This window comes from Anoxybacillus sp. LAT27, from assembly GCF_022030075.1.
GTDB lineage: Bacteria > Bacillota > Bacilli > Bacillales > Anoxybacillaceae > Anoxybacillus > Anoxybacillus kestanbolensis.
In genome coordinates this window covers 1-271 of record NZ_JAIWYK010000175.1, presented here as the reverse complement: position 1 = coordinate 271, position 271 = coordinate 1, and the positions used below count along the sequence as shown (strand labels likewise).

Annotated in this window: 1 protein-coding gene; it reads right to left on the bottom strand. The window is 56.1% G+C overall.

The window, feature by feature from the left end; genetic code table 11:
- The coding region (locus LD028_RS09015) for a class I tRNA ligase family protein (protein WP_237811617.1) at window positions 1–271 on the bottom strand (271 nt) is incomplete at both ends.

Sequence of the window (271 nt, the reverse complement as noted above, 5' to 3'; positions counted from 1 at the left end):
AGTCAAACCAGACGTCCATAATGTCCGTTTCTTTCGTAAAGAGGCCGTTCGGGCTTGACGGATGAGTGAACCCTTCCGGCAGCAAGTCTTTCGCCTCGCGCTCAAACCAGACGTTTGATCCGTATTGGCGGAACAAGTTCGACACATGCTCGATCGTCTCATCGGTGATGATCGGTTCGCCGTTTTCGCCGTAAAAGACCGGAATCGGCACGCCCCACGCCCGTTGGCGGGAAATGCACCAGTCGCCGCGGTCGCGCACCATGTTATGGAT